The organism is Sporosarcina saromensis (assembly GCF_033253735.1).
Classification (GTDB): Bacteria; Bacillota; Bacilli; order Bacillales_A; family Planococcaceae; genus Sporosarcina; species Sporosarcina saromensis.
This window is the reverse complement of record NZ_JAUBDI010000011.1, coordinates 94,355-118,076: the sequence shown is the minus strand read 5'-3', so window position 1 is coordinate 118,076 and position 23,722 is coordinate 94,355. Positions and strand designations below refer to the sequence as shown.

The window sequence follows — 23,722 nt, the reverse complement described above, 5'->3', positions numbered from 1 at the left end:
TGTTTATCTGTAGTTTAAAATAATTAACATTGATATTAATTATTTTAAATTATTGCTTGTGTTTAGAAAATATCTGGGATATGATGGATGCAAGAGAAAGGAGGACGATGAAAATTATGGGATTTCCCGTTATTAGCCACTGTCCTGTCTGTAGTGAAACGTTAAAAATTACAAAGCTCCATTGTTCGAAGTGTCATACAAGCATTGAAAATGAATTTGAGTTATCAAAACTAGCGGCATTATCGGGTGATCAGTTGCACTTCGTTGAAGTATTCCTAGCTTGTAGGGGAAACATTAAAGAGGTGGAAAAAGAGTTAGGTATTTCTTATCCGACGGTTCGTGGGAAGCTCAATGAAGTAGTTAGTTCACTTGGCTATGAACTGAAGAAGAAAAACGATGTCGATGAGAAGAAGGTAATTGCCATGTTGGCAAGTGGAGAGATTACGCCGGAAGAAGCCATTTCACTGTTGAAAAATGAATAGGGGGAATTCATGATGAACACAGAAATTGAAAAAGTATTGACGATGGTGCAAGAAGGAAAAGTCGATGCAGCGAAGGGATCGGAACTAATTGAAGTTTTGCAAAAGAGGGATTCGGGGAATGGGACTTCGACTACACCAGTTGCATACGCTGACAAAGTATTGAAAATCCGTGTTGTTACAGCTGAAAATGATAATGTTTCCGTCAACTTGCCTATTAAACTCATTAAAGTCCTGTTGAAAGCTGGCTATAATATTGCAGGGAACATTCCGCAGTCCGAGAAGTACGTGAAGGATCTAGACATAGATATTATCATTGAGGCAATTGAAAATGAATTGGATGGACCTATTGTCGATGTGAAAGCAGCGGATGGAGACACTGTTTCCATTGTGATTGAATGACATGATGAAAGTTAAGTTGAAGACAGATAAAATACGTTTATTCATTCCAATACCGTATATATTTCTACGGATTGGCATTACGATCCTTTCGTCTGCGAGAATACAGCAGAAAATTAATGAGTTAATCGTTAAGGAACAGAAAAAAGAAGATGCAAACGTTTTTGTGCTTCCGCCGTTAGACAAAAACGAGCTTCGAGCGATTGTGTACGAACTAAAAAAACATAGAGGTTTTACTCTCGTAGATGTAAAGGCCAACGACGGCACGGAAGTTGTTTTGAAATTATGACTGGTTTTATTTTTCAAATGTGGGGATTGGAGCTGTCAATACAATCGTGTGTTTCGATGAATTTGCGCTTAACCATATTTCATGAAAAGACATAGTAATTGTTGAGAAGATGCTTAAGGCATCTTTTTTCTTTTTGTATAGATTTAATAGATCGACTTTTAGCATTTTTATAGAATGTTTAGAGCGAATATTCGTAAAGAAAAAACTTGAAATCCTTTTTAAATTACCGTTTAATGTTTTTTAAAACTTGCATTCGGAACGTTTGCGTTTTATAAAGTGATAAATAAATTAATCAAAGAAGACTTCTCCCTTTTTTAAGTTTAAAGTGTGGTTATTAATGGTGACGATATAGTTATTTTTCCATTCTACATTAGCCTCGTGCATAGGGTCTTCGTAATAAATTCTTTTTTTAAACCAAAGAGGTCCATTTAGAACGCCTGTTACACTAATCGAGGTAGCTGCTCCACCATTCAGGGTATAAAAGTCGATAACAATTTCATTATCAGGAGATTGTGTTGTTTCAATATGCTCTCTCGCCATTGTATTTACTGCCACCCCTAATAAAAAAGCTATCGAAAGGGGAACTGTAATTATCACCGTTAACCAACTTCTCCACTTTGCTCGTTTACTACTTTTATCTTTAAACCCTATAATGGCGATAATAAAATTAAAAACGGAAAGTAACCAAAGAGTCAATGCATCTGGTGCCAATTGCCATGTTCGATTGTAAGATGCATAAAGTGCTTGAAAGGAAAGCCCTAATAATAGAAAACATAATATGAATGACCATAAATTGTATTTATTCCCCAAATCGAATTTCCCCCTCTTAAGGTTATCTCTTAATAGGTATAAGCGCTAATTCATTCATGGTTGAATAGGAAAATAGTACGCTCTTGAAAAGAGAGAGTAAATCTATAAGACATTGCTGTTAACACTTGATAGTAATGGTAGAATAGAAGAAGCAGCTACATTAGCGGATGGGCGGTTTGGCACTCCCTTGAGAAAGGGGGTGTTTACATGGTGACATATGACGCAATGAACATGTTATTTCAATTTGGATTGTTCCTCGCAGCAGCGGTAACAGCCGTTGTAGCGATTATTGCGTTGTTCATTAACAGAAAAAAGTAACCACCCTCCGCTACTGCTAGGAAGCTGAGTGGTTACTCCTTGTAACACCTTAATCTTTTTCCTGGCCAACCGCACTTCATGCGGATGTCAGCTGCATTGACTAGGTGTTTGCGCACCTGGTCTTTTTTAGTATATGCCTAGTTTAGCACAATTATGTTCAGAATACACATATAAAATGCCGTGGATAAAAGTAGTGTACCCTAAGGATTGTTCGGTAACCTTCATCCACAATTTATTAGTCTTTCAGAGTGTAGACAGAGTCAAAGATGACTTTGTCTACACTCTTTTTTACTGAAATTCCTCCCTTGTACAAATGAGCAAACAAACTTTTAAATATATAAATATTTATATATAATTATTTACATATCAAATTTTGTTTGATATGGTTATTTGAAATAATTAGATAGAGGAGACCAAAAGATGCTCATTAAAACAAATAGCTCATTTCGTAACCTATTTTTCGGCAGACTTTTAAGTGTCTTTGCAGATGCGATGATTTTCTATGCCTTGTTAAAATGGATAGAGTTGCAATCTGGTAGTTCTGACTCTTTAACACTGTTCTTCATTGCTTACTACATCCCTTTTGCTATTTTAGGAATTCCTGTGGGAAGTTGGATTGAAGGGCGAACACTTCAGAAGGTAATGATTGTTTCGGATGCCTTGCGGGTCGTTATACTCTGTATCTTTCCTATAATTCTGTACGTTGCGCCATACCATTGGGCTTATTTGCTATTATTTTTATTAAGCGCTTTACAACTGTTCTTTATCCCTGCCAATCAAGCCTTACTTCCCAGTATTGTGAGTACTGAGGAGCGGGCAAAGGCAAACAGTTTGTTTCAAATGGGGTTTACAGTAACTAAGATTATTGGTCAAATCAGTACGACCTTGCTTATCAAATTGCTGTTTCCTATCCCAGTTTTGCTTTTCATTGCAGCAGGGTTGCTCGTACTGTCACTTCTTTTTATCCGTGCAGTTCGACCGTATAGTAAAAATAATCAAGTCATTCGACGTGGAAAGTTACAAATGATAAAAGATGGGTTACTCTATGTATGGAGCCACTCTACATTCAAAACGCTTTTTACCTTTTTGACCCTAGCAATGTTCGTTGCGACGTCTGTAGATCTAGTGCTACTCTCTTTTTTGACAAATGTTTTGCATGTCGGAGTGGAGAATCTGAGTTTTATAGGGGCGGCTTCTCTCATGGGTATCCTACTTGGGGCATACATGGCTCCCAAGTTTTATCCGAAGTTGGATAGAAAATGGCTGCTGATTCCACCGTTATTTGCTTTAGGTAGCAGTGTTGGTGGCCTGCTATTTATAACAAATTGGCAATGGATCCTCCCGTTTTTCTTTTTGCAAGGTATTGCATTAGGTGGATTTAATGTGACGCTTGTCACCTATTTACAAGATGAAGTCCATAATGACTATTACACACGCACTTTCAGTCTGTATCAAATGATTACTACTTCTGTAGCGTTACCTGGCATTGTTATCACAGGACTTTTGCTAAGGGAAATTGAAACAATTCATACGATACAAGTGATGACTGGCATATTGTTCGTGCTAGGTATTATCGGATGCTTTGTTTTTCCTCAATTAGGAAAGGGAGCCGCCAAAAGTGCAACATCATAGAAAGGATGAAATTCGAATGACATTAAAACATGCAATTTTAGGCTTGTTAAGTAAATGGGATGCTACAGGCTATGATATAAAGAAGGAATTTGATGATTTCATGAGCATTTTTTGGCACTCACATCTTTCGCAAATTTACCCTGAACTAAATAAGCTGGAAGTTGAAGGGCTTGTTACAAGTAAGCTTGTTTCGCAAGATGGGAAACCGCAAAAAAAAGTATACTCCATATCCAATGAAGGTATAAATGAAATCACCAACTGGGTGGCGTCACCACCTGAACTTCCAAAAATGAAAGATTCTTTTTTAATGCAAGTGTTTTTCATGGACAATATTTCTGCAGATGAGGTCATCTTTCAACTAAAATATTATCAAGGAGTCCGGCAAAAACGATTCGACGAGATGCAGCGTACGGTAAAAGAAGCATGGAAATCAATTAAAGAGCGAAACATCATGACACCTAGGATTCTCGTGTCCTCTGCTGTGTTACGTAGAGGGTTGGAGCAGGAAATGCAGTACATAAAATGGTGTGAGGAAACCATCCAATTAGTCGAAGCTTGTAAGTCACTATGGGATGTGGATACCTCAACTGATTCTATGATTCCGATTGACGCTGCTAGAGGATTGGTAGAAGACTACTTTAGCGAGCTAGGATACTCTAAGAAGATGAACTTGGATACGGAGTAATGATCCACAAGTCATACTAGCCGTCAAAGTGTCGTTAGTTAAGAAAAACACTTGCAAAGATTAACGCAAGGGCGTATGATAATGACTAGATGACCGAAAACGTATTTTAGTCATAACGGTAGAAGAGGTGAGGAAGTGAATCGTAGACAAGAAATTATGGAAGCAGCCGCTAAATCATTTTCCTTGTTTGGGTATAAGGCGACGACGATGGACCAGGTGGCGAAAATCGCGAATGTAGGCAAGGGAACCATTTACACGTTCTTTTCAAATAAAGAAGAATTGTTCAATGCGATTGTGTTGAAAATGATTGCTGAGATGCAAGCTTCTACAGATGCTGTAACAGTTGAAGGCGCGCCGTTTGCACAAAATGCACATGCACGTCTCATGCAAATCTTAACATTCAGGAAGACGCATCAATTGTATGCAAAGCTGATTGAAGAAGAAAAAGAGCTTCGTACGCCTGCGGTCATAGAAGTATTAGCGAACATAGAAAGTGAAATCGTCTCCACCATCCAAGCGAAAATCGAACGGGCCATCCATAAAGGTGAATTAAAACCTTGTGATAGCGAACTCGTTGCTTATCTTCTCTTTAAATCGTATATGGCGTTAGTCGTCGACTGGGGAAAAACGCATGACGAGGAATTGACGGAAGAACGGATTGCGGGCTTATTAAGTGGTACAATTTTTAAATGTCTCTTAGCTTGAGACTCTTTTTTTATTCTAAAATGACCAATTGAGCATTTTGGTCAATTCGTATTAAATGGAGGAATTGTAAATGAAAAAATCAATGATAGGTGCTGAATGGAAGCAGTTGTTTCGGACGAGAAAAATGCTCGTACCACTAATTGCAATTCTATTTATCCCTGTTTTATATGCAGGTATGTTCTTATGGGCGTTTTGGGATCCGTATGCGAATATGGATGCATTGCCTGTGGCGGTCGTCAATTCGGATGAAGGTGCTGAGTTGGAAGGCAAACAGCTTGCGATCGGTGACGAGCTTGTGGATAAACTGATGGAGAGTAAGAATTTCAACTTCCAAGTTGTATCCAAAATGGATGCGGAAGAAGGCTTGAAAGGGCAAGAATACTATATCGCGATTGAAATACCGGAGAACTTCTCGGAGCATGCAACAACGTTGTTGGATGAAAATCCTGAGAAGCTAACGATCATTTACAAACCGAATGAGGGGTATAATTTCCTTTCCGCTCAAATCGGTGAGACGGCGATGGATCGCATTCGGGCTGAGGTGAACGAGAAAGTTGCTTCGACGTACGCTGAGCAGTTGTTTGACTCGATCGCAACAATGGGTGACGGTTTTGGCGAAGCCGCGGACGGTGCAGGTGCGTTGCATGATGGGGCGAGCAAGCTTGCGGATGGTGCCAACGATTTGAAAGGATACTTGGAAACATTAGCGTCGAGTACAGTGACGTTGAAGGACGGTTCTGATCGATTAGCAAAAGGAACTGCAGACGCTGCTAAAGGCGCAACTGAATTGAATCAAGGGATTGGCACATTAGCTGCTGGTGCGAAAGAGCTGGAGGCAGGTGCTCAACAAGCTTCTGGCGGAGCAACTGATTTGCAGAACGGCATTACAAATTATACAGCTGCAGTTGCAAAATTAAAGGACAGTTATGCACAAATCGGTCAAAAAGAGCAAGAGTTTGGCCAAGCGGTTGCGACGGTTGACGAGAAGACAGGTACGTTAAACGGGGCGGCACAAAAACTAACAGCCGGCTCTAAAAATGTCCAAACGGGCATTACGAACTTGTCTGATCAATTAAGCCCCGTGCTCGCTTCACTCCCTGAGGAACAGCAGGCGGCGCTCAAAAATGCACTTGCTCAATTGCAACAAGGCAGTGCGGAATTGACAGGCGGCATGCAAGAGCTATCAGCAGGAACGGCGGCGCTTCATGAAGGAACGACACAATTGCGTGACGCAGCTGGACAGTTGAGTGGCGCACATGGGCAAGCACTTGCAGGAATCAATCAACTGGATGAATCATCTAGCCAATTGGTAAATGGTTCGGAAAAACTTGCAACAGGAAACACCGCTTTGGCGCAAGGTCTTGCACAGCTTGCGGATGGTGCAGATAAGGCGCAAGCTGGATCATCCAGTCTTGTTGCTGGATTAAATGAATTAAATGCAGGAACAGGTTCGTTGAAAGAGGGAACAGGCACACTTGCTACGAAGTCTAAGGAGCTCGCCGATGGATCAACAACGTTGACAGATGGCATGAAAGAGTTGGACGAAGGGACGCTCACTTTGCAGGAGAAATTAAAAGAAGCGAACGAAACTGCGAGTGAAGTGAATCCGAATGAAAAAACGTACGACATGGCAGCCGCTCCAGTCGATGTCGACAAAGAGGGGATAAACGAAGTGCCAAACTACGGTACCGGTTTTGCACCGTACTTCTTGTCACTCGGTTTATTCGTAGGTGCGTTGTTATTATCGATCGTCTTCCCGCTCGTCGAACCGGCCATTCATCCGACTGGCGCATTCAGATGGTTGGCAAGTAAAGTATCCGTGTTAGCAGTCGTCGGTTTGATACAAGCGCTTGTTGCGGTTGTCATCATTAAATACGGACTCGGGATGGAAACTGTCAGCACACCGTTGTTCATCTTGACGGCAATCATTACGAGCTATACGTTCATCGCGATCGTCCAAATGTTCGTATCGATCTTTGGTGACCCGGGCCGCTTTATGGCGATCATCGTATTGATCTTGCAATTAACGACAAGTGCAGGAACGTTCCCATTGGAATTAATTCCTGAACCGCTGCAAGTGTTTAATACGATCTTGCCGATGACGTATTCGGTTCAAGCGTTCAAAGCAGCGATTTCAACAGGCGATTTCACACATTTATGGAACAGCAACGGCATTATGATCGGCTTCATGGTCGCATGCCTTGCGTTAACATTTGGCTATTTCGCGCTGTTGTTCAAAAAACGGTATTCCAGAGAAACGGTAGAAGCATAAGCAAAAGCGATCCCCGGATAAGTTCGGAGGATCGCTTTTTTGAATCGCGTTAGGATGGTGCGTGGAGAGAGATTGAACGGTCCGCGTATTGGGAGTAGGTGTTGCTCCGCGTCTAAAGTGAAGTGCTCCGCGCTCAAGCTAGCGAGTCCCGCGCTCAACCAAGCGAAATCCACGCGAAAAAAAGAGCGGCTCGCTTACCCGAACCGCTCTACTCAAATATTCAACCACTTTAAGATCCGACAAAATCGCCGCCGTCCACATGAATCGTTTGACCTGTCATATAACTGGAGTCAGTTGATGCAAGAAATACATAAGCCGGTGCGTTTTCGGCTGGCTGTCCTCGACGTTTGACCGGGGTATCCGCGCCGTGCTGCTCCACTTGCTTTGCGTCAAATGTAGCAGGAATGAGTGGTGTCCAAATAGGTCCCGGTGCCACTGCGTTTACGCGGATGCCTTTGTCGGCTAAGTTTAATGCAAGTGAGCGTGTAAAAGTGGTAATGGCCCCTTTAGTTGCCGAGTAATCGATTAAGCCTGGCGAGCCGTTGTACGCGGTGACGGATGACGTATTGATAATCGTATCGCCTTTTTGCATATGTGCCAATGCAGCTTTTGACAAATAAAATAAGCCGAAGAAGTTTGTATCGAATGTTTCGCGCAGTTGGTCGCTCGAGATGTTCGCAATGTCGTCTTGAGGGAATTGCTTCCCAGCGTTATTAACTAATATGTTCAAACTTCCAAATTCGCGTACCACGTCGTCGATTAACGACTCACAATTTTCTTCTTCACTAATATCAATCCGAAACTTTTTAGCTTTGCCACCATATTTTTCAATGAGCTCCACGGTTTTATTCGCATCGACATCTTCTTCCTCATCCAAGTACGCAATGGCGACGTTTGCACCTTCTTTTGCGAAAGCGACCGCTACTGCTCGTCCAATCCCGCTATCTCCACCAGTAATTAATGCGTTCTTCCCTTTCAATTTTCCTGAGCCTTTGTAATTTTCATCGTCATAAATCGGAGCAGGATCCATTTCTGCTTCAATGCCTGGTTGGTGTTGTTGCGTCTGTGGTGTAACTTGTTCATCTGTTTTTTCATATTTATTATTCATCGAAAGTCTCCTCCTTGAATAATGTCTGCTTCAAGTATTCCCTCTGAAATTGTTCGTAAACGTTCACGAATTTAGGGAAAAGAATGTGAAGTGACAAGTGCATGCTGTAAATCCGTTATAATGAATCGGAGGGGGTTGATGATTGTGAAGACATTATTACTGACAGGATTTGAACCGTTTTTGAAGTATCCTGTGAATCCGACTATGAAGATTGCACAGGAACTGCATGGAATGGAGATTGGCGGATACCGCATCCATAGCGAGATTTTGCCGGTGGAGTTCAGTGTGTCGGGCGACCGACTTGTGGAGCATATCGAAGAAGTAAAACCGGATGCTGTTCTGTCATTAGGATTATCTGGTGGGAGATTCAAAATAACACCAGAGCGTATTGCAATTAATGTGAATGATGGGCCGGCAGACAATAGTGGACATGTGCCTGTTGACGAGCCGATTATGGAAGATGGTGCGGATGGGTATTTTACGAATATGCCAATTCGAAAAATGGTGGATCGTTTGAAGCAAGAAGAGTTGCCAGCAGCCATTTCCAATACAGCTGGGGCTTACTTGTGCAACAACGTCATGTACCGCGCGCTACACTATGCGCACGTTCAACAACGAGGAATGCTTGCAGGTTTCATCCATATTCCAGCCTCGCACGAACTCGCCGTCGAACATGGCCGCGTACCGAGTTGGTCACATGCGGATTTAAAGCGTGGCATCATTGCATGTATTGAAGTTTTAGGTGAATAAAACAAAACGCCAAAGTGCAATCACTGCACGATTGGCGTTTTTTTTTACACGGATTTATTCGCGTAAGCTATCTATTGCTAAACTGATCGATACAATTCTTTTCGCTATGTTTTGTCTCCGTCGTAATGGACTCGCCACTTGCATGATGTTTGCTGCAAAACTGTACGACGTTCTTACCTTTTTTCGTTACGCCATAATAATATTGCAGGTCAGGTTCGTCGTGAAAAGTGACTGCATAATGACCGTGATAGACATCTTTTGAAATCGTGTGTTTGGGTTGAGCATAGCTTTGCCATTGTATGTCGCTATCCGTATACCCTGCCTCTTCCAAGTGCTGAGGGATATATTTATTGACGAGGTATTTATGATAGGGATTACCATTGTTCAAAAAATAAATCGTAATAAATGGTGCTGCTACAAATGCGACCAATCCGAGAATCCCAATAATGATCGGTAGCCGCTTTTTCTTTGACCGATTCGTAATGACAAACACCTCCACGTAGCAAATGAAAACACAAATGCTTGTATTTTCTATATTTTACCACAAGTCGCTTACTCGTCAAAGAATCCCCCTACACAAACCATAAAAATCCGTAACCTCAACTGCGAGATTACGGATCAAAAACTTATAAGAAGAACAGTCCTAGACTTACAACAATCCCACTTAACACTAACACGAACACACAATAGCCCATAATATCTTTTGCACGCAAGCCTGCAATTGCAAGAGCTGGTAAAGCCCAGAAAGGTTGGATCATATTCGTCCATGCATCTCCCCAAGCGATTGCCATCGCCGTCTTGGAATAACTCACGCCAAGCGTTTGTGCAGCATCCAGCATGATCGGTGCTTGCACCGCCCATTGTCCACCGCCTGACGGAACAAAGAAGTTAACGAGCCCGGCAGCAAAAAAGGTGAGCACAGGGAACGTCGCTTCTGTAGAAATACTAACGAACCATTCGGACATTACTTCGGCAAGACCTGACATGACCATCATGCCCATAATCCCTGCGTAGAATGGAAATTGTATAATGATGCCACCAGCAGTTTTCACGGCATTAGCAACTGCAGCTAGAAAACGTTTCGGTGTGCCGTGGAAAATGATACCTAGGATTAAGAACATTAAATTGACGATATTCAAGTTTAAATCAAAGCCCTTGCCGATAAAGTGCTGTACAAGATAGATAATACCTAAAGCACCTATAAGCATGGAAAGAATGAAGCTATTCTCAAGCCGTGAAGCAGGTGTAAGGGTCTGCTCCTGTTCTACTTCCACTCTCTCTTCCAATAACTTCGGATCAATCGATACGGTGTCTGCCGGCTTAGGCATCATGAAACGATTCAATAGCGGTATTGTAATGAATAAAATCGCTATGATGACTAGGTTATATGTTGAGAAAATAGTTTCTGACGTCGGGATGATACCCATCGTAGATTCAAATTTGTGGTCAGCTGTTGCAATTGTCAACGGAATTGATCCACCAAGGCCTCCATGCCAAATAATAAATCCAGAGTAAGCGCTTGCAATTAGTAGTCGATAATCGACCGTGGTCACTTTTCGTGCAATCTCTTTTGCGAATAAAGCACCAATGACAAGTCCAAAGCCCCAGTTAATCCAACAAGCAATTAACGATACGACGGTGACAAGTAAAATTGCCGAACCGGGGGATTTCGCCAAACTAGCCAACGAACTTAATAGTTTTTTAAACACAGGACTACTGGCTAACACATGTCCCGCGACGAGAACAATGACCATTTGCATCGTAAATGCGAGCAATTCCCAGAAGCCATCTCCCCAGTGGACGACCATGTCTAGTGGTCCTGAGTCAGTAAATACAATGCCTAGTCCGAATACGATGACCGTTAAAATCGCTACGAATATGTACGGATCTGGTAAATAACGTTCCATAATCGTATTCGAAAACCGTGTGAGTGTTTTCATTTCCAATTCTCCCTCCTATTTCCCTCGATTTAAGACTATCATATTTAACTCAGTTAGTAGATATGTTTTTTTTTAGAAAAATGAAACGAAATTTAAATACAACAGTCTACTCTTGTAAAGGGACAGAAAAGGAAGGGTGTTTCAAATGCGGAAACCAGTCATTTGGCTTGGCGTATCAGCTGTTATCGGCGTAATGGCGCTGACATTTGCATTTTTTATTGAGAAGGTGACCGTCTTGGCGACAGAAACCGCACTGACGGAGAGCGGTTGGCAAGTGTATTTTTCGGAACCGTTAGCGAGCGACTCAGTTGAAGCGGGGCATCTCTATGTAACGGATCAGCATGGGAAGAAGATGCAGCCTGAATTTGAACTGCTTGCAGGGAATAAAAAACTGCAAGTAGGCGGTTTAAAACCGGGTACGTACACGTTACACATGAACAAGAAAGCCGTGAGCGGAAATTTCTACAAAGTGATGAAGACCGAGAACCTCGAATTTACTGTGTACGACGAGATTGAATCAATTCGTTCGAACGAAGATTTATTGACCTATTTCAAACGGGCAAAAGATCACATGACTCTTATACGAGCGGATATGGAGTTTGAGGAAAGTGCGATGGAGAGTGATACTTCCGCTGAATCCTCCAAGGAATCCTCCAAAGTTGCGAGTGACGGCGATTATTCTACAACGAATGTACAAGTGGAAGGGATCGACGAGTCGGATATTGTCAAGACAGACGGGCGATTCGTGTACTCTGTATTCGGAGAAAATGCAGTCGAAGTCCTTGATATTCAAGATCCTCAAAGTATGAAGATAGCTTCACGAATTAAAATGGATACGAACTATTATCCATCACAGCTATTTCTTCATGATGATGTACTCATTGTCATCGGTAGTAAGAGCGAAGTAATTACTGGAGATGCAGCGCAGGCAAAGCATTTTGCACCGTCCACTAGTTTTACTACAGTCCGTTTCTATAATGTAAGCAATCCACAACAACCTGAATTCATTCGTGAAGTAGGGGCGGAAGGCTACTTGAACAGCGCACGAAAAACAGAGAATATGTTGTATGTTGTAACGAATGTCCATCCGCATTTCTGGGCGATGGACGAACTCGAAGAAGATGCTTTGCGTCCGAAAGTTTTTGATTCCTCAAACGAAGAGGATACGTCTTATATGAACTTTGACGATATATCGATTTTGCCCGGGGCTACGGAACCAAGCTACTCCGTCATTACAGCCATTGATGTATCTTCACCGGAAAGTAGTCAGCTCGAGACGAAAGGGTTTCTCGGCAGTAGCGAGCAACTGTATATGACGAAGAACCATCTTTACTTAACAGCTACCACTTATGACGTGGAGCAGTCCAATAAGGCGTCAAGGACGACAATTTGGAATCCTGCCAACGTCCAAACAGAATTCTTTAAGTTCAAGCTGAACGGCACAAAAGTGGACTATTTTAGTCATGCTGCGTTGAAAGGTAGAATCTTGAACCAATTTTCCATGGATGAACACGAAGGGCATTTCCGGGTCGTCATGACGGAAGGAAATATGTGGGATGACAGTAATCCATCAAAAAACCATTTGTATATTCTCGATGAAAGCATGGAACTGACCGGTTCCGTTGAAGGCCTTGCGAAAGGAGAACGCATCTACTCCGCGCGTTTCATGGGGGATAAAGCATACATGGTAACGTTCAGGGAAACAGATCCACTCTTCGTTATCGATGTCGCGAATCCATCCAAGCCAGAAGTATTAGGCGAATTAAAGATCCCAGGCTTCTCGAACTACTTGCATCCACTCGATGAAAACCATCTGATCGGCTTCGGATACGACACCGTTGCCAAAAAGAATCCGTCTGGTGGCGAACCGTTGATTATTACAAAAGGTATGAAGATTTCCTTGTTCGATGTGTCTGATTTCCATAATCCAAAAGAGAAGTTCACAGAAATCATCGGAGGGCAAGGCACGTATTCTCCGATCCAATATGACCATAAAGCTTTGTTCCAACACAAAAATCGGAACTTGTACGGCTTCCCGGTAAGCGTCTATGAAGAAACATCGAAAGAATTTGAGTTGGACTATAAAGGCTCAGGGGCGCTCATTTACGAAATTACACCTGAGAAAGGCATTGTGTTAAAAGGGGATTTGGTGAAAGGTTTAGCGAAAGGCCAACAATATGAAGAATGGGAAAAGCAAATCGAGCGCATTATCTATAGCGGAGACAATTTGTTTACAGTCGCGAGAGAGGAAATCATTAGTTATGACCTGAAAGATTTTGAGGAGATTAGTAAGCTGCAGACGAAACAGAGGTAAAACCCTACTCTCAATATGCTTAGCTTAAGTAGATAGAAGACCATGCAATCGCAATAGATTCCATGGTCTTTTGAATGAAGTGTGTGTGTTTTAAACTTTGGCTGCCCAGATTTCTATTTCAATTTTTATTTCAGGTAAGCCTAATTTATCTACATACCCAACGGTCATAGAGGGATAGTCCTTATGAAATAATTGCTCCCATTGTTCATCAAAGAAATTCCAATCAATTTCTTCGGTTGCCCATATGTTGACTTTTATAATGTTTTCAGCAAGTAATTCTTCGGATACCAACACTGCCATAATATTGGTGAATGTGTTTTGCACTTGGTCATTTAAACTTTGTGGGAATTGGCCATTTCCATCTATCCCCACTTGACCAGATGTCACATACAACTCTGCATTCCTAGGAGTTTTAGTAATATGTGCATAATTCCCGACGGGTGCTGGCATGCTTGACGGGTTTTTTCTTGTAATTTTAGTGCTCTCCAAAATTAATCATTCCATTCAATTTTATTCTGCTGTACTTCAAGACAGCCTACAATTAGACACACTTCACCCTTTGTAGGTCAATCTAGAAAAAAACAGCAGTGGAGTATCCGTATCCACATGATAAATACATCAGTATTTTTTTCTTCATTGTTGGACACTCCTTCCTGTTGAATGAAATGAAAGTAGAATTTATGTCATGATTTCAAGTTTTATAAGTAGAAAAATGTTGAAAGCTATAAAACTTTCTTTAGTAACATGTTACTAAACTTCTTGCCTTATTTCTACAAATACGAAATGTGTGTAAATTAAGTGAGGTAAATGCAGCACCTTATCATCTTCCTACAAATTGTTTTTTCAAACTGTGTCCTCTAAAATGAAGGAAAAGCGGATGGAGGTGGGGACATGAAGGTGACTGACAAAGAGTTGGCGATTGACTGTTGTTTGCTTGCGGGACGCCTTATGATGGAAGCAGGTGCGGAGACGTATCGAGTGGAAGATACAATGGAGCGGATGGCTCGGACACAGGAGCTGTCTGCGGTAGAAAGTTTTGTGACGCCAACGGGCATTCTCCTATCGCCAGGTAGTCCTCATCATACAAAATTGGTACGCATCAAAAACCGATCAACGGATCTTGAAAAAATTGCACTCGTCAATGACGTGTCTCGAAAATTATCTGCTGGTGATTATACTGTAGCAGAAGCTTATGCGCGTTTGCAGGACATACAACGCGCAAATGTTATGTTTCCGATAGGGCTGCAGCTCGTAGCAGCAAGTGTAGCGAGTGGTTGCTTTCTACTGTTGTACGGGGGCTATTGGTCTGATGTTGTTGCTGCAGTGGCGGCAGGAGGGGCTGGTTTTCTTGTCCTTACAGTACTTCATGAATTGACGAAAGTGAAGTTTTTCGCTGAATTTCTCGCCGCGTTAAGCGTAGCGCTTGTTGCTTTCCTTGCAGTGCGCCTGGACTTAGGAACCGAACTGGACAAAATTATCATTGGAGGCGTCATGCCACTTGTACCGGGTTTGCTCATTACAAATGCGGTGCGGGACTTAATGGCAGGACACTTTATGTCTGGTTTATCAAAAGGAGCGGAAGCGTTTCTGACCGCATTTGCCATTGGAGCGGGTGTTGCACTCGTCTTGTCGTTTTGAAAGGAGTGACACGAAATGGATTGGATTGTGCAAGCCGTACTCAGTTTTCTCGCCGCGGTAGGGTTCGGTGTTATTTTTAATGCGCCACGTAAAATGCTGTTTTATTGTGGATTTGTCGGCATGGCAGGCTGGATGATTTACAGTTTGTTTGAATTTTATTCGGGGGATGCCGTGCAAGCTTCTTTCCTCGGTGCTTTTGCAGTCGCGTTATTCGCTCACATGTTTGCGAAGCGCTTTAAAACGCCGATGATCATATTTAGTGTCGCCGGCATTATTCCCCTTGTGCCAGGAGGAACCGCGTATAATGCAATGCGTCACTTTGTGGAAAATGATAATTTGACGGCCATTTCCTTTGCGGTGAAAGCCTTCATGGTATCGGGGGCCATTGCGATGGGACTTGTTTTTGCGGAAGTATTTATACAACTACTCTTCCGGTCGCGATTCAAGAAAAAACAAGCACAGCAGCTGTTCAATGACAATCGACCGGTGTAGAAGGGGGAGAGCAAGTTGAACAAAAAATATGGCTATATGCTCGTTGGTGTATTGATTTTCTTACTCATGCTCGTGATCTTTAAAAATTTACAAGCTGTTTAGTGTACATTAAAAACGGAGCGCCTCAACGAATTGAGATGCTCCGTTTTACGATTAGATGTCAGTTTCCTTCATTGGGACACCGATGTAATAGCCTTGTACTGCATCGACGCCCATTTCTTTCAACGTTTCAAACTGTTCTTCGGTTTCAACACCTTCTGCAATGACATATAAGCCCATCGATTTACCGAATAAAATCATGCCTTCAACGAGTTGTCGCGTTTTTGGCATCGTCGTTAACGATTGAATAAAGATCTTATCAATTTTCACTTTGGAAATCGGCAAGTTTTGCATGTAGCGGAACGAAGCGTATCCTGTTCCAAAGTCATCAAGGATGAATTGGATTCCAGTTTCTTGAAGCGCTTTCATCTCATTGACAATCGCTTTTTCTTGTTCAGCCTGAAATGCAAATTTTTCCGTGATCTCCAGCTGAATTTTCTCTGGTGGACACATCGTTTGTTCAAGAATTGTAGAAAGCTTCTCTCGCATTTGCGAAGAGTTGCTGAATTCACGCACAGATGTGTTGACAGAGATGCTAATATCCGGTTTCTCGGTCGTCAATTTCACTGCCAGATTTGCAGCTTCTTCGATGACGTACGCACCAATGGCATGGATCAAACCGTTTTCTTCCGCGATTGGAATTAACTCATCCGGAGAGATTTGACCAAGTTCCTCGTCTTCCCATCTGACGAGTGCTTCATACACATGTACTTTTCCGGTGGCGATATCCAATTGTGGTTGATACACGACTTGCAAATTGCGATGATCTAGTGCGGTTAGCATTTTTTTATCAATAATCGAACGACGATTTAAATCTTTGTGTGATTCGACAGATAATGAAGAAATGCGTCCGCCTCCTTGCTCGCGGATCGTTTTTGTCGTTGCCAATGCTGCTTTAATAAGGTGTGTATAGGATTGTTGGTCCTCTGGATAACGCACAATTCCACCGCTGATTGATAACGGCAATGACTGATGATTGATGTAGATGGGTTGCTCTTTCAAAAATGGCAAGAAGCCTTGTACAAACCATTCACCGAATGATGTAAGCACAACAAATTGCCCGACGCCAATGCGAGCAATCGGATCTCCTTGGAAAAATCGTTTGAGACGATTCGTAAATTCCTGAATGAAAATAGATTCTGAATCATAGGATTGCAAATCTTTCAGTGTATAATAGTGATCGATTGCAATGTAAACGAATGAAAAATGCTTGTTTTCAGCAATGTTTTCGTTTACCATCGTTTCTAACTTGTGACGGCTCATCAGTCCAGTTTCAAAGTCGATGAATGCGATTTGTTCGAGTTTTTCTTGCAACTCAACGTCCGCTGTAATATCGAGCTCTAAAAACATAGCTGATTCGAGGGAACCTTCCTCGTTCATTGTTGGGATTGCCATCATCTTTACGAAATAAGGCTCACCGTTTCGACTTGTTTTTTCTGCAGTACCAAACCACGGCTTGCCGTTGGTGATAAAGTTCCATATTGCATGCGCCTGCGCTTGTTTTTCTTCATCTTCGGAAAACATTTGCCAAAAGGATTTTCCGATTATACGTTTAGGTGTCCAGTTACTTGTAACCAAGAAGTTTTGATTTGTATAAGTAATTAGTCCTTCACCATCCGTACGTGTTACCATAAAGAATTGCACGAGACTGTCCATGATATACGGTAATTCGGTTTTTTCGATTAAAGTAGCCGAATCCATCTATCTGTCTCCTTTCGGATGTTATATGTACTTTATTATATAGGAAGATTGATAAATAAACAGTACATCTTTTATGAAGATATTAGCACATCTTAGACTAAGACCAAAATCATATAAAGGTGGTGTAGCGTCATGGAAAGAGCTAAAGGGATTTTCATGATTATCATTGGTGCGATGATGTGGGGTGCCACAGGACCTATGATGGAATGGATATTGAACACAAGCACTATGTCCGTATCTTTCATGCTGATCGTCCGTTTAGTATTGGCAGGAGCGGTCGTTTTACTCATTTTGAAAATAAAAGGCGTAAAAGTATTAAAGCCCCTTCGTTATAAAGTGTGGTTGCGTCAAATGATCCTCTTTGGCGTCTTTGGAATGCTTGGCGTCCAATTTACTTTTGCAGGATCGATTGATTCAAGTAATGCCGTCATCGCTACACTTTTTCAATTTTTAGCGCCAATTTATATTATCTTATTCGTATCCATGAGACAGAAAGCGACGCCTCCAGCAGCGCAAATCATTGGCATGATTGTTACAATGGGCGGCCTCTTCCTTCTATTAACGAACGGCACATTATCAGGCTTTGCGCTTAGTAAGGAAGCAGTTTTCTGGGGAGTGGCCGTTGGTTTTGCATTTGCCTTTTACACACTATACCCCGTGCGCCTGATGAATGAATGGGGCGTCCTCCTGGCAGTCGGATGGGGGATGCTCATTGGTGGCGTCACGCTTCTTATTGTAAATATCGGAAGAGTCGGCAAGGAAATCGGTGCATTGACAGAATGGAATACAACTTTTGTTTTATTCCTCGTCATCGTAATCGGAACGGTCGCATTCCTACTCTTCTTAGGGAGCATGAAATACATTTCACCTGTTGAAACAAGTATTTTATCCAGTTTTGAACCGCTGACAGCGATGATTATCTCGGTCATCTGGTTCGGAAGCGTATTAGGCTTTTGGCAAATTGTCGGCGGGCTAATCATGCTACTAGGTGTGACGGGTCTGTCTGTCGCGGGTAGTAAAGTGAAAAAAGAATAGCGGTTGGTTACGAGAATAGTGATTTGCAGAGCGAGAAAAAGTGAGATCGGGGCGGCCTGATTTCACTTTTTATTTTTTGTTTGTGTGGGGTTAATGAGGCGTGGTTTCAAGTAGAATGTTTTATTGACGCGATAGGGAGGGGATTTGTAGTTATCGCGTCATAAAGAGTGTTTTAATGACGCGGTAGGCAAGAGAATTGAATCTTGCGCGTCATAAAGAGTGGTTTAATGACGCGGTAGGCATGAGAATTGAATCTTGCGTGTCATAAAGAGTGATTTAATGACACGATAGGCATGAAAATTGAAGCTAGCGCGTCATAAAGAGTGGTTTAATGACGCGATAGGCAAGAAAAATGAATCTTGCGTGTCATAAAGAGTGATTTAATGACACGATAGGCATGAAAATTGAAGCTAGTGCGTCATAAAGAGTGGTTTAATGACGCGATAGGAATGAAAATTGAAGCTAGCGTGTCATAAAGAGTGTTTTAATGACGCGATAGGGAGGAAATTTGGAGGTTGTGCGTCATAAAGAGTGTTTTAATGACGCGGTAGGAATGAAAAATGAAGCTTGCGCGTAATAAAGAGTGATTTAATGACGCGGTAGGCATGAAAAATGAATCTAGCGTGTCATTAAACATAGTTTTAGCATAATTATTGCCCGTCACCCTCGAAACCGGCGCCTGGCGGTCAAATAGAAATGCTCTATATGCCTGCCAGAGGAGAAAATCGGCGCCCTCAGTCAAATAGACCCCGTCTAATTGCCCGTCACCCTCGAAACCGGCGCCTGGCGGTCAAATAGAAATGCTCTATATGCCTGCCAGAGGAGAAAATCGGCTCCTGCGGTCAAAGAGACCCCGTCTAATTGCCCGTCACCCGCGCAATCTGCGCCTAGCGGTCAAATAGAAATGCTCTATATGCCCGTCAGAGGAGAAAAACGGCTCCTGCGGTCAAGACCCCGTCTAATTGCCCGTCACCCGCGAAACCGGCGCATGACGGTCAAATAGAAATGCTCTATATGCCCGTCAGAGGAGAAAATCGGCGCCCTCGGTCAAATAGAACCCGTCTAATTGCCCGTCACCCGCGAAACACGGCTCCCACGGTTAAATAGAAATGCTCTATATGCCCGTCACCCGTGAAACCGGAGCCTGACGGTCAAATAGAAATGCTCTAAATGCCCGTCAGATGAGAAAAGCGATCCCCGCTGTCAAATAGACCCCGTCTAATTGCCTGACAAACCTCGAAACGCGCTCCACGGTAAGTAAAATGCATTTTTATCCCAAATGAACTTAAAAGTTCCTCTCCAAGTTAAAATATCCCCCGCAATTCGCAAAAATATTCCGAAATCCCCGTTCTACTCCTTGAGAATCACACGAACATTCAAGAAGACCTACTCCCTATACATAATTTTTGATGTGTGGCATAATAGTGACAAAAGAAAAATAATTCGTAATACGAAGTAGTTGTTGGGGGTCTGGAATTTTGAAAACAGTCTTTTCCTATGCAAAGCCATATAAATGGCCAATCTTCATTGCGCTATTCCTTATGCTTACAGAACTTTCCGTAGAGCTCATTCAACCTTTATTAATCGCAAAAATCATTGATGAAGGGATTTTAGCTGAAGACGTTACGGTCATTTGGACGTGGGGCAGTGTCATGATGGGGCTTGCATTCGTCGCGTTTTTCTCAGGGGTGATTAACTCCTATTTTGCTGCACATGCTGCGCAAAGTTTTGCGTTTGATCTTCGTCAAGCCTTATTTCGTCAAGTTCAGGCTTTTTCGATGGCGACGTTTCTGCGTTTTCCAACAGCGGGATTGATTACACGGTTGACGAGTGACGTAACGATGGTGCAGAACGTATTGTTCATGGGACTTCGGATCATGATGCGCGCGCCGTTACTTGTCCTCGGCAGTTTGGTCATGGCTTTCGTCGTGAATGTGAAATTAGCATTTTATTTAGTAATTGGTGCACCAATATTACTTATTTTTCTATTCATTATGGCGCGTAAAGGGGTCGGTTATTTCTCGAATGTCCAACGCAGATTGGACCGGGTGAACCGAGTCATTCAAGAAAATTTGCAAGCCGTTCGTTTAATCAAAGCGTATTTGAGAGGCATGTACGAAGCGAGTCGCTTTTCAAGAGTCGCGGATAAGTTGCGTCATGACACAGTGAAAGCGATGCGGATGATGGAACTTATTCTCCCTGTGCTTTTATTCGTCATGAACGTCAGTCTGATGGCGGTTTTATGGTTTGGTGCTGTCGAGATTGGCAACGGGGAAGCACAAGTCGGTGAGCTTGTAGCCATCGTCAACTATGCGATGCGCATGACAGGTGCTTTTTCAATGTTCGCGTTCATCATCGTTGCATTCTCGCGTGCGAAAGCTTCAGCTGAGCGGATGGAAGAGGTGCTTGTGGCAAATGATGATTTGGAATTGAATCGGTCTGAAAGCTCGGGCTTGAGCCAGCTTGAAGGCGAGTTGCGTTTTGAACATGTTTCCTTTACGTATCCAGGAAAACCGGAACCGATTTTAGACGATATCTCTTTCCATGTAGCACCTGGTGAAAAACTCGCCATCATGGGAGCGACCGGTTCTGGAAAGTCCACGTTATTAAATTTAATTCCTCGTATTTTTGAGGCGACAGAAGGGAAAATCTTTGTCGGTGGAACTGAAGTGAATGAGTGGTCGCTAAAGGATTTGCGCGATACAATCGGGCTCGTTCCTCAACAATCCATTTTGTTCACGGGCTCCATACTAGACAATCTATCATGGGGAGATACGGAGGCAGCGCCGGATGAATTGGAGGAAGCGGCGAAAAAGGCGCAAATCCATGAGTCGATTGATTTATTCCCACAAAAGTATGGCACGCGTGTCGGGCAAAAAGGTGTCAATTTGTCAGGTGGGCAAAAACAGCGGCTTTCCATTGCGCGGGCGCTTGTACGAAAACCATCCATCTTGATTCTTGATGATAGTACGAGTGCGCTCGACGTGAAGACGGAAATGGCTCTTTGGGAAGCGCTTGAGAAAGAGGCGGCGACGATGCTAGTCGTGACGCAAAAAGTGCAAACGGCTAAAGGTGCCGATCGAATTCTTCTATTGGATGAAGGGAAAGTTGTCGGCTATGGAACGCACGCTGACTTAATGCGTCAGTCACAGCTCTACCAAAAAATTGCACAATCACAAGCGGAAGAGGAGGTGATCGTCGATGGTGAGGAGCATTCGTAAACCGTTCGGATATGACCCGATCATCAAGAAAGAAGACATTAAGGGACCAGGAAAAAAGAAAGCTGAACGGGCCAATGATTGGAAGTCTGTATTGTTGAGGATTTGGAAGCTTGTCGATGAACAACGGGGACTTCTCATCGCAGTGCTTGCGCTTGTTCTTGTCAGCTCCGTCCTATCATTACTCGGACCGTTTTTGATTGGAAAAATCATCGACAACCATATTATCGCGATGCAATTCGACGGACTTGCAGGGAAAATTATTCTCCTCATTGCCATCTATGCCGTTTTGTCATTCGCCTTGTATTTTCAAAGTTTCTGGATGGTCGGGATTGCACAGCAAACCGTCTTCCGTCTACGCACAAGTTTGTTCGCACACCTGCAAAAACTGCCTGTCACGTTCTTTGACAAACGGCAACATGGGGAGCTCATGAGTCGCGTGACAAATGATATTGAAAATGTCAGTCAAACGTTAAATTCGTCTTTCATCCAAGTGTTCTCAAGTATATTGACGCTGACAGGAACATTTGCCGTCATGCTGTATCTGAGCCCGATTTTGACCTTGCTGACGATGACAATCGTTCCCGTCATGTTCATCGCCATCCGGTGGATAACACGTCGGACCGGCTTGCTGTTTAAAGAGCAACAGCGAGCGGTTGGTGAGCTAAATGGCATGATTGAAGAGACGATATCAGGACAACGAATCGTCAAGGCATTTTCCCAAGAAGAACGCGTAATGGAGGAATTTGCACAAAAGAGTGAACGACTGCGCCGCACCGGTTTTTGGGCACTCACCTATTCAGGTTTTATTCCAAAAGTGATGAACATGCTGAACAACGCGAGTTTTGCAATTGTAGCGGGTGTTGGAGGTTTATTGGCATTGAAAGGGGATGGGCTCGTCACGATCGGAACTATCGTCATTTTTTCCGAGTACGCACGTCAATTTACGCGTCCACTTAACGACCTATCGAACCAGTTCAACACGGTGCTTTCGGCTATTGCTGGTGCCGAGCGGGTATTCAAAATTATGGATGAACCAGTCGAGAAAGATGAGGCGACAGGGCATGCCGAAACAGTTCTAAAAGGTGATGTCGAATTCAGAAATGTGTCTTTCGGCTATGCAGTGGATACGGATGGCTATACGGTCGACGGCATTTCATTTCACGTCAAACCGGGCGAGACCGCTGCGTTTGTCGGGGCGACAGGTGCGGGGAAAACGACAATTATGCAATTGCTTGCACGTTTTTACGAGGCGAATGAAGGGCAAATCCTCATTGATGGCATTCCCATCAATGAATTGCCGCGTGAAACATTGCGGAGCCAAACCGCTTTCGTCCTTCAAGATCCTTTCCTCTTTGAAGCGACCGTCATGGAAAATATTCGCTACGGAAAACTTGACGCAACAGACGAAGAAGTAATTGAAGCTGCGAAAAAAGCGAATGCCCATAGCTTCATTTCACGCTTGGAGGCAGGTTACAATACTGTGCTCACAGCGGATGGCGGGGAAATCTCACAAGGTCAAAAGCAGTTGCTCTCCATCGCAAGGGCCCTCGTTGCCGATCCGGTCTTACTGCTGTTGGATGAAGCAACAAGTAGCATCGATACCGTGACAGAACTCCAAATTCAAGAAGCACTCGATCGTCTGATGGAAGGTCGCACAAGCTTCGTCATCGCCCATCGATTGAACACCGTCCGAAAAGCAGACACGGTCTACGTCATGGGGCAAGGGAAGCTCATAGAATCCGGGTCGCAAGAAGCATTAATTGCACGAAAAGGTGTGTACTATACGATGCTCATGGACGCAACATCCTGACAGGCAAAGCATCGACTACATACGA

General features: G+C 43.0%; 21 protein-coding genes. 15 read left to right on the top strand and 6 right to left on the bottom strand.

Translation table 11 applies throughout. The features are described 5' to 3' along the window. Nucleotides 1-116 precede the first annotated feature (116 nt). From QT711_RS12440 to QT711_RS12430, 3 genes are read left to right on the top strand one after another with little or no spacing between them, the layout of a single operon-like run. On the top strand, nt 117-482 hold the full coding sequence (locus QT711_RS12440) for a DUF2089 domain-containing protein (RefSeq protein WP_317944729.1): 366 nt from the start codon (nt 117-119) through the stop codon (nt 480-482). Nucleotides 483-494: 12 nt separating this feature from the next. Continuing rightward, on the top strand, nt 495-881 hold the full coding sequence (locus tag QT711_RS12435; RefSeq protein WP_317944711.1) for an SHOCT-like domain-containing protein: 387 nt from the start codon (nt 495-497) through the stop codon (nt 879-881). A 1-nt stretch (nt 882) separates the two neighbouring features. Next, on the top strand, nt 883-1,167 hold the full coding sequence (locus QT711_RS12430) for a hypothetical protein (protein WP_317944709.1): 285 nt from the start codon (nt 883-885) through the stop codon (nt 1,165-1,167). A gap of 288 nt (nt 1,168-1,455) precedes the next feature. Here the strand turns inward: QT711_RS12430 and QT711_RS12425 are convergent, their stop codons facing one another. After that, nucleotides 1,456-1,977, bottom strand: coding sequence for a DUF5412 family protein (locus QT711_RS12425; protein WP_317944707.1), 522 nt, complete (start codon nt 1,975-1,977; stop codon nt 1,456-1,458). Between the two features lie 207 nt (nt 1,978-2,184). Between QT711_RS12425 and QT711_RS12420 the strand changes: the two genes are divergently transcribed. The 5 genes from QT711_RS12420 (at nt 2,185) to QT711_RS12400 (ending at nt 7,589) form a co-directional block, all read left to right on the top strand. Beyond that, a complete protein-coding gene (locus QT711_RS12420; protein ID WP_317944705.1) occupies nt 2,185-2,295 on the top strand; it encodes a putative holin-like toxin in 111 nt (36 codons plus the stop codon). A gap of 420 nt (nt 2,296-2,715) precedes the next feature. Next, on the top strand, nt 2,716-3,927 hold the full coding sequence (locus QT711_RS12415; RefSeq protein ID WP_317944703.1) for an MFS transporter: 1,212 nt from the start codon (nt 2,716-2,718) through the stop codon (nt 3,925-3,927). A gap of 16 nt (nt 3,928-3,943) precedes the next feature. Then, on the top strand, nt 3,944-4,612 hold the full coding sequence (locus QT711_RS12410) for a PadR family transcriptional regulator (RefSeq protein WP_317944701.1): 669 nt from the start codon (nt 3,944-3,946) through the stop codon (nt 4,610-4,612). Between the two features lie 135 nt (nt 4,613-4,747). Further along, nucleotides 4,748-5,317 (top strand): TetR/AcrR family transcriptional regulator, encoded by a 570-nt coding sequence (locus QT711_RS12405; RefSeq protein ID WP_317944699.1) that lies wholly within the window; start codon nt 4,748-4,750, stop codon nt 5,315-5,317. Between the two features lie 70 nt (nt 5,318-5,387). After that, nucleotides 5,388-7,589, top strand: coding sequence for a YhgE/Pip domain-containing protein (locus QT711_RS12400; protein ID WP_317944698.1), 2,202 nt, complete (start codon nt 5,388-5,390; stop codon nt 7,587-7,589). Nucleotides 7,590-7,818: 229 nt separating this feature from the next. Here the strand turns inward: QT711_RS12400 and QT711_RS12395 are convergent, their stop codons facing one another. Next, nucleotides 7,819-8,697: an SDR family oxidoreductase gene (locus QT711_RS12395; RefSeq protein WP_317944697.1), complete on the bottom strand. Its 879-nt coding sequence runs from the start codon at nt 8,695-8,697 to the stop codon at nt 7,819-7,821. 144 nt (nt 8,698-8,841) lie between these two features. Here QT711_RS12395 and QT711_RS12390 point away from each other — a divergent pair, with 144 nt between their 5' ends. Beyond that, nucleotides 8,842-9,447, top strand: coding sequence for a pyroglutamyl-peptidase I (locus tag QT711_RS12390; RefSeq protein ID WP_317944695.1), 606 nt, complete (start codon nt 8,842-8,844; stop codon nt 9,445-9,447). Between the two features lie 67 nt (nt 9,448-9,514). Here the strand turns inward: QT711_RS12390 and QT711_RS12385 are convergent, their stop codons facing one another. Together QT711_RS12385 and QT711_RS12380 are read right to left on the bottom strand one after the other, a co-directional pair. Further along, a complete protein-coding gene (locus QT711_RS12385) occupies nt 9,515-9,946 on the bottom strand; it encodes a DUF3139 domain-containing protein (RefSeq protein ID WP_317944693.1) in 432 nt (143 codons plus the stop codon). Between the two features lie 127 nt (nt 9,947-10,073). Beyond that, complete coding sequence (locus tag QT711_RS12380) at nt 10,074-11,387, bottom strand: short-chain fatty acid transporter (protein ID WP_317944691.1); 1,314 nt, start codon at nt 11,385-11,387, stop codon at nt 10,074-10,076. A 145-nt stretch (nt 11,388-11,532) separates the two neighbouring features. On the opposite strand from QT711_RS12380, the gene QT711_RS12375 reads away from it, so the two are divergent. Continuing rightward, a complete protein-coding gene (locus QT711_RS12375) occupies nt 11,533-13,701 on the top strand; it encodes a beta-propeller domain-containing protein (RefSeq protein WP_317944689.1) in 2,169 nt (722 codons plus the stop codon). A 90-nt stretch (nt 13,702-13,791) separates the two neighbouring features. Here QT711_RS12375 and QT711_RS12370 read toward each other — a convergent pair whose 3' ends face one another. Further along, nucleotides 13,792-14,151: a RidA family protein gene (locus QT711_RS12370; protein ID WP_317944727.1), complete on the bottom strand. Its 360-nt coding sequence runs from the start codon at nt 14,149-14,151 to the stop codon at nt 13,792-13,794. A gap of 441 nt (nt 14,152-14,592) precedes the next feature. Here QT711_RS12370 and QT711_RS12365 point away from each other — a divergent pair, with 441 nt between their 5' ends. Both QT711_RS12365 and QT711_RS12360 read left to right on the top strand, forming a co-directional pair. After that, complete coding sequence (locus tag QT711_RS12365; RefSeq protein ID WP_317944687.1) at nt 14,593-15,339, top strand: threonine/serine exporter family protein; 747 nt, start codon at nt 14,593-14,595, stop codon at nt 15,337-15,339. A gap of 15 nt (nt 15,340-15,354) precedes the next feature. After that, the gene (locus QT711_RS12360; protein WP_317944685.1) at nt 15,355-15,831 is read left to right on the top strand and encodes a threonine/serine exporter family protein; all 477 of its coding nucleotides are present in this window, start codon (nt 15,355-15,357) and stop codon (nt 15,829-15,831) included. Between the two features lie 153 nt (nt 15,832-15,984). Here the strand turns inward: QT711_RS12360 and QT711_RS12355 are convergent, their stop codons facing one another. After that, nucleotides 15,985-17,631 (bottom strand): sensor domain-containing protein, encoded by a 1,647-nt coding sequence (locus QT711_RS12355; RefSeq protein ID WP_317944683.1) that lies wholly within the window; start codon nt 17,629-17,631, stop codon nt 15,985-15,987. 132 nt (nt 17,632-17,763) lie between these two features. On the opposite strand from QT711_RS12355, the gene QT711_RS12350 reads away from it, so the two are divergent. From QT711_RS12350 to QT711_RS12340, 3 genes are all read left to right on the top strand, one after another. After that, nucleotides 17,764-18,666 carry a DMT family transporter gene (locus tag QT711_RS12350; protein WP_317944681.1) on the top strand — a complete coding sequence of 301 codons (903 nt, stop codon included), beginning with the start codon at nt 17,764-17,766 and terminating at the stop codon, nt 18,664-18,666. Nucleotides 18,667-20,144: 1,478 nt separating this feature from the next. After that, complete coding sequence (locus QT711_RS12345) at nt 20,145-21,887, top strand: ABC transporter ATP-binding protein (protein ID WP_317944679.1); 1,743 nt, start codon at nt 20,145-20,147, stop codon at nt 21,885-21,887. Continuing rightward, a complete protein-coding gene (locus QT711_RS12340; RefSeq protein ID WP_317944677.1) occupies nt 21,868-23,697 on the top strand; it encodes an ABC transporter ATP-binding protein in 1,830 nt (609 codons plus the stop codon). The genes QT711_RS12345 and QT711_RS12340 overlap by 20 nt, the downstream gene beginning before the upstream one ends. Nucleotides 23,698-23,722 lie beyond the last annotated feature (25 nt).

Bases quoted from the DNA above. Each gene is read 5' to 3' on its own strand.
- QT711_RS12410 (WP_317944701.1), top strand. From the start codon at position 3,944: ATGACATTAAAACATGCAATTTTAGGCTTGTTAAGTAAATGGGATGCT.
- QT711_RS12340 (WP_317944677.1), top strand. From the start codon at position 21,868: ATGGTGAGGAGCATTCGTAAACCGTTCGGATATGACCCGATCATCAAG.
- QT711_RS12360 (WP_317944685.1), top strand. From the start codon at position 15,355: ATGGATTGGATTGTGCAAGCCGTACTCAGTTTTCTCGCCGCGGTAGGG.
- QT711_RS12365 (WP_317944687.1), top strand. From the start codon at position 14,593: ATGAAGGTGACTGACAAAGAGTTGGCGATTGACTGTTGTTTGCTTGCG.
- QT711_RS12355 (WP_317944683.1), bottom strand. From the start codon at position 17,631: ATGGATTCGGCTACTTTAATCGAAAAAACCGAATTACCGTATATCATG.
- QT711_RS12440 (WP_317944729.1), top strand. From the start codon at position 117: ATGGGATTTCCCGTTATTAGCCACTGTCCTGTCTGTAGTGAAACGTTA.
- QT711_RS12375 (WP_317944689.1), top strand. From the start codon at position 11,533: ATGCGGAAACCAGTCATTTGGCTTGGCGTATCAGCTGTTATCGGCGTA.
- QT711_RS12435 (WP_317944711.1), top strand. From the start codon at position 495: ATGAACACAGAAATTGAAAAAGTATTGACGATGGTGCAAGAAGGAAAA.
- QT711_RS12380 (WP_317944691.1), bottom strand. From the start codon at position 11,387: ATGAAAACACTCACACGGTTTTCGAATACGATTATGGAACGTTATTTA.
- QT711_RS12350 (WP_317944681.1), top strand. From the start codon at position 17,764: ATGGAAAGAGCTAAAGGGATTTTCATGATTATCATTGGTGCGATGATG.
- QT711_RS12430 (WP_317944709.1), top strand. From the start codon at position 883: ATGATGAAAGTTAAGTTGAAGACAGATAAAATACGTTTATTCATTCCA.
- QT711_RS12400 (WP_317944698.1), top strand. From the start codon at position 5,388: ATGAAAAAATCAATGATAGGTGCTGAATGGAAGCAGTTGTTTCGGACG.
- QT711_RS12370 (WP_317944727.1), bottom strand. From the start codon at position 14,151: ATGCCAGCACCCGTCGGGAATTATGCACATATTACTAAAACTCCTAGG.
- QT711_RS12395 (WP_317944697.1), bottom strand. From the start codon at position 8,697: ATGAATAATAAATATGAAAAAACAGATGAACAAGTTACACCACAGACG.
- QT711_RS12415 (WP_317944703.1), top strand. From the start codon at position 2,716: ATGCTCATTAAAACAAATAGCTCATTTCGTAACCTATTTTTCGGCAGA.
- QT711_RS12420 (WP_317944705.1), top strand. From the start codon at position 2,185: ATGGTGACATATGACGCAATGAACATGTTATTTCAATTTGGATTGTTC.